This is a genomic window from Streptomyces sp. NPDC058671 (assembly GCF_042716475.1).
Classification (GTDB): Bacteria; Actinomycetota; Actinomycetes; order Streptomycetales; family Streptomycetaceae; genus Streptomyces.
In genome coordinates, this window is sequence record NZ_JBHXSA010000025.1 from 111,875 (window position 1) to 119,445 (window position 7,571).

General features: G+C 73.3%; 9 protein-coding genes. 8 read left to right on the forward strand and 1 reads right to left on the reverse strand.

Annotated elements, in window-relative coordinates; genetic code table 11:
- The first annotated feature begins 1 nt into the window (after position 1).
- The 4 genes from ACFWV2_RS27160 to ACFWV2_RS27175 all read left to right on the forward strand — a co-directional run bounded on the left by ACFWV2_RS27160 (position 2) and on the right by ACFWV2_RS27175 (position 3,905).
- Positions 2 to 1,669 (forward strand): hypothetical protein, encoded by a 1,668-nt coding sequence (locus ACFWV2_RS27160; RefSeq protein WP_384408689.1) that lies wholly within the window; start codon positions 2 to 4, stop codon positions 1,667 to 1,669.
- Between the two features lie 190 nt (positions 1,670 to 1,859).
- Entirely contained in the window at positions 1,860 to 2,564 is a 705-nt protein-coding gene (fabG, locus tag ACFWV2_RS27165; RefSeq protein WP_360782501.1) for a 3-oxoacyl-[acyl-carrier-protein] reductase, read from the forward strand.
- A 4-nt stretch (positions 2,565 to 2,568) separates the two neighbouring features.
- Positions 2,569 to 3,345 carry an enoyl-ACP reductase FabI gene (gene fabI / locus ACFWV2_RS27170; protein ID WP_384408692.1) on the forward strand — a complete coding sequence of 259 codons (777 nt, stop codon included), beginning with the start codon at positions 2,569 to 2,571 and terminating at the stop codon, positions 3,343 to 3,345.
- A gap of 173 nt (positions 3,346 to 3,518) precedes the next feature.
- Entirely contained in the window at positions 3,519 to 3,905 is a 387-nt protein-coding gene (locus ACFWV2_RS27175) for a hypothetical protein (protein ID WP_384408694.1), read from the forward strand.
- On the opposite strand, the gene ACFWV2_RS27180 is transcribed toward ACFWV2_RS27175, so the two are convergent.
- Positions 3,874 to 4,587 (reverse strand): FadR/GntR family transcriptional regulator, encoded by a 714-nt coding sequence (locus tag ACFWV2_RS27180; protein ID WP_384408696.1) that lies wholly within the window; start codon positions 4,585 to 4,587, stop codon positions 3,874 to 3,876. The two genes, ACFWV2_RS27175 and ACFWV2_RS27180, sit on opposite strands and share 32 nt — an antisense overlap.
- A gap of 63 nt (positions 4,588 to 4,650) precedes the next feature.
- On the opposite strand from ACFWV2_RS27180, the gene ACFWV2_RS27185 reads away from it, so the two are divergent.
- The 4 genes from ACFWV2_RS27185 to ACFWV2_RS27200 all read left to right on the forward strand — a co-directional run bounded on the left by ACFWV2_RS27185 (position 4,651) and on the right by ACFWV2_RS27200 (position 7,450).
- Positions 4,651 to 6,414 (forward strand): CynX/NimT family MFS transporter, encoded by a 1,764-nt coding sequence (locus ACFWV2_RS27185; RefSeq protein WP_384408698.1) that lies wholly within the window; start codon positions 4,651 to 4,653, stop codon positions 6,412 to 6,414.
- Between the two features lie 17 nt (positions 6,415 to 6,431).
- On the forward strand, positions 6,432 to 6,548 hold the full coding sequence (locus ACFWV2_RS27190; protein ID WP_384408700.1) for an SGM_5486 family transporter-associated protein: 117 nt from the start codon (positions 6,432 to 6,434) through the stop codon (positions 6,546 to 6,548).
- Between the two features lie 144 nt (positions 6,549 to 6,692).
- Positions 6,693 to 6,896 (forward strand): hypothetical protein, encoded by a 204-nt coding sequence (locus tag ACFWV2_RS27195; RefSeq protein WP_384408702.1) that lies wholly within the window; start codon positions 6,693 to 6,695, stop codon positions 6,894 to 6,896.
- Between the two features lie 35 nt (positions 6,897 to 6,931).
- Complete coding sequence (locus tag ACFWV2_RS27200) at positions 6,932 to 7,450, forward strand: SixA phosphatase family protein (protein WP_384408704.1); 519 nt, start codon at positions 6,932 to 6,934, stop codon at positions 7,448 to 7,450.
- Positions 7,451 to 7,571 lie beyond the last annotated feature (121 nt).

A 7,571-nucleotide genomic window follows, 5' to 3' on the forward strand; every position in this document is an offset into this window, starting at 1 on the left:
GGTGACGCAGGCGGAGGGGCGTACGGCCGCGCGTGCCGTGAGTGCCAACGATCTCCCGGGTGTGCGGGGGCAGTTGCGCGGGGTCGCGGCCGACCTCGCGGCCGGTCTCAACTGCCTCTGGCTCGTCACCGACGCGATGGTGGAGTCGGGGCTCGCGGACGACCTGTACCGGGGGGCGCTGTTCGGCAGCCCGGTACGCGTGGACGTGCCGGCCCCGGCGTCCGCACGCGCGCGCGAAGCGGAGCCGGGGGCGGGGCCGGAGTCGCTCGCGGAGGACAGGGCGGGGGAGGGGGACTGGTGGGCGGACAGCGACGAGCTGCCCTATCTCGACGTCCCCGACGACGGCTTCGACCTCGACCTCGGCTGGTCTCTGGAAGGCCGCCGCCCCCGCGTACCGGCGCCCCGGCAGGAGCGGTCCGCCCCCCGGCACGACCCGCACGGACTCCTCGCCCGCCTCGGCAAGGAACTCTCGGTCGGCCCGGAAGAGGCGGTCGCGGCCCTGGTCGCCCCCGACCGTGACCGCCGCCCCGTCGTCGGCATCCGCGCGTGGGCGGAGAACGACGGCGGTACGGGCACGGGCGCGCGTGCGGGAGGCGGCCACGGAGCGAGCGGCACCGGCACCGACGCCCGCCCGTTCGGCACGCGCACCTCCCCACCCGGCACAGGCGCCCGCACCGGCACCGACTCCGCCCCGCCCGGCACCGGCGTCGAGCGTCTGTTCCGCCTCCTCGCCGCCGCCGTCAGGGCGGCCGGGCTCCCCCCGGGCGAGCGCCCCCGCCTCCTCGTCGTCGCCCGCCTCCGCGACCTGCCGGAATCGCTCCCGGACGAACTCCGCAACGGCGTCGGCGACACGGCCGTGCACTGGTGGTGGGGCGCGCTCGGCCGGCTCGACACGGCCACCGCGATCGCGCCGATCCTCGACCACGGGCCCGACACCTCCGGCCGTGACCGCGACCCGCTGAGGGAGCGGATCCGCCGCGCGGTGCGGACCGAGACCGTGGTCGAGATCTGCGGCCCCGACCTGGACCTCGCCCGGCTGCTCGCCCGGGAGTGGGACGGCTCGCAGCACACCCTCGGCGCCGCCCTCGGGAGCTCCCTCGCACGGACGCCCGTCCCCGGCCCGGCCGACTGCCCGCCGCTGCGGCGAATCGGAGCACTGCTGCGTCCGGGCGCTGAGCTCCGTCAGGCGTGGGCCTCGGGCGCCGTCGTGTCCTGGGAGGGCCGGCTCCGCGCGCACGTGGCCGTCTGGCACCCGGCGGCCCCGACGGCCGGGCCCGGCGACGCCGACGTTCGGGCCAGGCTTGACGCCCTGGTGTCGCAGGCGCAGCAGCGGGTCCTCTCGCCGTGGATCGAGGAGGCCCGGCAGCGCCTCGCCGTACGGGCGCTCGGCCACCTCAACAGGCCGGTCGCCGCGCTCGTCGCGGACTACGCCGACCGTCCCCCCGCCCACCTGGCCGCCGTCCCGGAGCGGGCCTTCCTGGAGCTGCAGGTGGGCGAGCTGCTCCGGGCGCACGTCAGCGGAGCGCTCGCCCTGCCCCCGGGCGACGCGCGGCTCCTGCGGCTCCTCGTGACCGCGAGGAACGTGCTGGCGCACCGGTCCGTGCTGTACGACCGGACACTGGACGAGCTGTGCGCCGAACTCTCCCAGGCGGACCTCCGGGCGCCGTAGGACGACGGAGGGCCAGTTCAGGGACGGGGTGCGACTCTTCCAGGGCCGGAGGGCGGCCGCCTCGTACCGCCTCCGAGCTGTAGGGATCCGACAGTGACACCCCTACGCCACTGTCGGAGGTCGATTCCTCATGTCGGGAGCGATACCGATAGGTTTTCGGCTACCAGACCGCTATCGAAAGGGTGATCCGTTGAGCCGCTCGGTTCTCGTCACCGGAGGAAACCGGGGCATCGGCCTCGCCATCGCCCGCGCGTTCGCCGAGGCCGGCGACAAGGTCGCGATCACGTACCGCTCCGGCGAGCCGCCCGAGGGTTTCCTGGCCGTCCGGTGCGACATCACCGACGGCGAGCAGGTGGAGCAGGCGTACAAGGAGATCGAGGAGAAGCACGGTCCGGTGGAGGTCCTCGTGGCCAACGCCGGCGTGACGAAGGACCAGCTCCTGCTGCGCATGTCCGAGGACGACTTCACGTCCGTCGTCGACACCAATCTCACCGGCACCTTCCGGGTCGTCAAGCGTGCCAACCGTGCGATGCTGCGCGCCAAGAAGGGCCGCGTCGTCCTGATCTCCTCGGTCGTCGGTCTGCTGGGTTCCGCGGGTCAGGCCAACTACGCCGCCTCCAAGGCCGGCCTCGTCGGCTTCGCCCGTTCTCTCGCGCGTGAGCTGGGCTCCCGCAACATCACCTTCAACGTCGTCGCCCCCGGTTTCGTCGACACCGACATGACCGCGGTGCTCACCGACGAGCAGCGCGCGGGCATCGTGTCCCAGGTGCCCCTGGGCCGCTACGCGCAGCCCGAGGAGATCGCCGCCACGGTGAGGTTCCTCGCCTCGGACGACGCCTCGTACATCACTGGAGCCGTCATCCCCGTTGACGGCGGATTGGGCATGGGTCACTGATCACATGAGCGGAATTCTCGAGGGCAAGCGCATCCTCATCACGGGTGTGCTGATGGAGTCCTCCATCGCCTTCCACGCCGCGAAGCTGGCCCAGGAGCAGGGTGCGGAGATCATTCTCACCGCCTGGCCGCGGCCGACGCTGACCGAGCGCATCGCCAGGAAGCTCCCCCGGCCCGAGAACGTGAAGGTTTTGGAGCTGGACGTCTCCAACGACGAGCACCTCGCGCGTCTGGAGGGACAGGTCCGCGAGCACCTCGGCGACCGTCTCGACGGCATCGTGCACTCGATCGGCTTCGCCCCGCAGGACGCGCTCGGCGGCAACTTCCTGAACACGCCGTTCGAGTCCGTGGCGACCGCCATGCACGTCTCCGCCTTCTCCCTGAAGTCGCTGACCATGGCGCTGCTGCCGCTGATGAACCAGGGCGGCTCCGTCGTCGGCCTCACCTTCGACGCGCAGTACGCCTGGCCGCAGTACGACTGGATGGGCCCGACCAAGGCCGCCCTGGAGGCCACCAGCCGCTACATGGCGCGTGACCTGGGCAAGCAGAACATCCGCTGCAACCTGATCTCGGCGGGGCCGCTCGGCTCCATGGCCGCCAAGTCCATCCCGGGCTTCAGCGAGCTGGCCTCCGTCTGGGACAGCCGCTCCCCGCTGGAGTGGACCCTCTCCGACCCGGAGCCCGCCGGCCGCGGCATCGTCGCGCTGCTCTCCGACTGGTTCCCGAAGACGACGGGCGAGATCATCCACGTCGACGGCGGTCTGCACGCGATCGGCGCGTAGCGACTCCCGTAGCCGTAGAGGGCCGTGGCCCGCCCCAGGGGGGTGGACCACGGCCCTCGCCGTTCCGCAACTCCTGCCCGAGTCGAAAAGTCACCCGAATCACCCCAGACTGGGGCAGAGCGTGAAGTTCCTGCGACTGCGGTTCCTTCGACGGACGGGGAGGAGGTACGGATATGCACGCGATACGCGACGCGTTCGGCGCCTTCGCCTCGGTCGCCGTCCTGCTGACCGGGATAGCCGTGGCCGCCGAGGTACGGGCAGCCCCCGCCCCGGCCGAGGAGCTCCCCGTGACCGCCCCCGCGACCGGGGAGCCGGAGAACTTCGGCGCCTCCTGCCGCACCGTCGTCCAGGGCTCCCACGTCACGGCCCACTGCCGCAACCCGTACCCGCGCACCGACCGGGTCCGCCTCCACGTCGAGTGCGAGCGCTGGTGGGACGTCGACGGCGACAGCGCCCCCGTGGACGTCGAGCCCGCCGCCCACGCCCAGGTCACCGGACGCTGCTGGAAGGAGGTCCGGTCCGCCTGGGTCACGCACCAGCCGGCGGACCGGACCCCGTGACCGGCTCCGCCGCCGGGCTCCGCAGGCACATGAAGGGGTAGCCGGCCGCCTCCGTCCCGGCGCGCTCCGCGTCGCCGTCCCGGATCGCCGCCACCAGGCGCGCGTGGTCCATGTGGTTCTCGGGCCGCAGCTCCTGCCCCACGTCGTCGCGCAGCCACTCCCGCAGGACGTCGCCGAGGTCCGCGTAGAGCTCGGTGAGCACCTCGTTCCCCGAGGCGGCCACGACCGCGTGGTGGAAGGCCGCGTCGACGGTCACGAACCGCTCCGCGTCGCCGGAATCCCACGCCTCCTCGCGCCGGAGGAGCAGGGCGTCGAGCTGCTTCAGGTCCCGCTCGGTGCGCCGCCGCGCCGCGAGCCGGGCCGCCGAGGACTCCAGGGTCGAGCGCAGTTCTGCGACGTGCCGGGGGTCGGAGCCGGCGAAGCGCCGGTGCATGACCCCGGCGAGTTCGCTGGTGGCGATGACGTACGTACCGGAGCCCTGGCGGATGTCGAGCAGTCCGTTGTGGGCGAGCGCCCGTACCGCCTCGCGCACGGTGTTGCGGGCCACTCCCAGCTGTTCGACCAGCTCGGGTTCCGTCGGGATGCGTGAACCGACCGGCCACTCGCCCGAGGTGATCTGGTTCCGCAGCTCGGCGATCACCTGATCGGAGAGGCCTGCGCGCCGCGGGTGGCCGAGGGTCATGGAGCACCTTCCCATTCGTTAGAGATTGGACAACCAATCATCCCATGATTCTATGATGGCCCCATGCGTGACGAGCCGACCCCCGACCCCACCGCACGACCGTCCGGAACCACCACCGCCCCGGCCGCCACCGCGACCGCCGCGCCGCGGGCGCAGACGACCGCCACCGCCGGCGATTCTCCCGTACCCGGCCCCGCGCCGTCGCCGGATGCGACCAGGCACCGCCCCGGCAGGGGGGAACCCGCGCGGCCGACCGGTGACCGTCGTCGGCCGCCGGTACGCACCGCGTCCGGCCCGGCGGGCCCCGCCGCCCCCGCACACCGCTGGACCCTCGGCCTCGTCACCGCCGGACTCGTCCTGGCCGCGCTGAACCTGCGCCCCGCCATCACCAGCCTCGGCGCCCTCCTCGAAGAGGTCAGCGAGGGCCTCCACATGAGCGGCAGCGTCGCCGGCGTCCTCACCTCCGTACCCCCGCTCTGCTTCGCGGTCTTCGGCATCACGGCCCCGCGCCTCGCCCGCCGCTTCGGCCCCGTCGCCGTCGTCTGCGCGGGCATGATCGCGATCTTCACCGGCCTCGTCCTGCGCCCCTTCGCAGGCGGTACGGCCGGATTCCTCGCCGCCAGCGCCCTCGCCCTGATGGGCATCGCCGTCAGCAACGTCCTGATGCCCGTCATCGTCAAGCGGTACTTCCCCAACCGCGTCGGCGGCATGACCGGCCTCTACTCCATGGCGCTCGCGCTCGGCACCTCCGTCGCGGCGGCCGCGACCGTGCCGATGACGGAGGCCCTCGGCGGCGACTGGCGCATCGGACTCGGCGTCTGGGCGGCTGTCGCCGCACTCGCCGTCCTGCCCTGGATCCCGCTCCTGCGCCACCGCGCCGACACGGACCGTACGGGGGAGCTCACGACCGCGACGTCGAGCACCGCCCCGAACGCGCCCGCAAGGCCGGCCGCGCCCCCGGGCGCCACCACGAGCGCGCCCCCGGCGACAGCGACGCCTACGGCCGCGTCCCCGGAGCGGGGCACGGCCCCGGGCGCGTCCCCGGCGACAGCCACGCCTGCGGCCACCGCCCCGGGCGCGTCCCCGGCGACAGCGACACCCGCGGCCACCGCCCCGGAGACAGCCATGCCCACGGCCGTAGCCCCCAGCGCGTCCCCGGAGACAGCGGCACCTACGGACCCGGCACCTGGCGACGCTCCGGGCGCGCCCCCGGCGACACCGACGCACGCGGCCACCGCCGCCGCCCCGCCGCGCGTCACCCGCAGCCGCACCGCCTGGGCCCTCGGCTGCTTCTTCGGCCTCCAGGCCACCGGCGCCTACATCACCATGGGCTGGATGCCGCAGATCTTCCGCGACGCCGGCGTCCCCGCCACCACCGCGGGCGTGCTCCTCGCCGTCACCATGGTCATGGGCGTTCCGCTCGCCTTCGTCATCCCCCGGCTCGCCACCCGGATGAAGACCCAGGGCCCGATCGTGGTCGCCCTCGGCCTCTGCGGCCTCGCCGGGTACACCGGCCTCTTCTTCGCCCCGGCCGCCGGAGCCTGGGCCTGGGCACTGCTGCTCGGCGTCTCCAACTGCGCCTTCCCGCTCGCCCTCACCATGATCGGCATGCGCTCGCGCAGCGGCGCCGGAGTCGTCCGGCTCTCCGCCTTCGCGCAGAGCGTCGGCTACCTCATCTCCATCCCCGGGCCCCTCCTCGTCGGCGTGCTGTACCAGCACAGCGGCGGCTGGGGACTGCCGATCGCGCTCATGGGCGGCCTCATGGTGCCCCAGATGATCGTCGGAACCCTCGCGGGCCGGGACCGGACGGTCGAGGACGAGTGCTGAGATGCGAGACTGTCGTCATGCCAGTCCTCGAACCGCATCCCCCCAACGGCCAGAAGAAGCTGCTCCTCGTGCTCGGCGCGATGCTCGGCATCTCGGTGGTCATCGCCGTCATCGCCACCCTCGCCTCGCCGTGAGTGCGGGGGGTGGGGACAACCCCCGCATCCCCTAGGGGGTGAGTGTCAGGGTGAACTGGGTGGATCACCTGATGGGCCGGAGGGAGCCCGCTCCGTAGGTTGGAGACCAAGCGGAAAACGGTTCCCCACCCCCCGGAGGCGGCCATGTCGGCCCGATCGCACACCAGCACCCGGCCCCTGCCGACCGGCGTCGACACCCGGCTGCCCTGGTGGGCGCTCGTCCTGCCCGTGGCCGCGTTCACCGCTCTGCTGCTGCTGATGGCCGGCCCCGGCGGCGCCCGCGCCACCGCGGGTGAGCCCGGGGTCGGCGGGGTCCTGGAGCAGATCCAGCAAACGCTCTCTCTCTGAGTCGACGTGAGCCGTTTCATGCGAAGCTGAGAACCATGAGCGTCGATACATCCCGCAGGATCGTGCTGCTCCGACACGCGAAGGCGGACTGGAACCAGGAGTCCGACCACGAGCGCCCCCTCGCCGAGCGAGGCCGCGCGGACGCCCCCCTGGCGGGCCGAAGGCTCGCCGAGACCGGCATCGCCTTCGACCTGGCCCTCTGCTCGACCGCGGTCAGAACGCGCGAGACCTGGAAGCTGGCCGTGCACGCACTGCCGGAGCGCCCCAGGACCGTGTACGAGGACCGGCTGTACGAGGCCTCGCTCGGCGAGCTCATCGCCCTGCTCAACGAGACCTCGGACGATGTCTCCGACCTCCTGGTCATCGGCCACAACCCGGGCATGCACGCGCTCGCCGACGCCCTGGCCGGCGAGTCCGAGGGCGACGTCCTCCCCCGAATGAACCGCAGCGGTTTCCCGACCTCCGCCTTCGCCGTCCTCACCTTCAGCGGCGACTGGAAGTCCCTGGAGCACGGCGCCGCCCGGCTCGTCGACTTCTGGACCCCGCACGCCTGACCCGCACCCCTGACCCGCGTGGCCGACCGGCACCCCTGGCCCCCACGCCTTCCGCGCACGCCTGATCCGCAGCCGTACGTCCGATCCGTACGCCGAAGGGGCCCGGCCGTCATCCGACGGC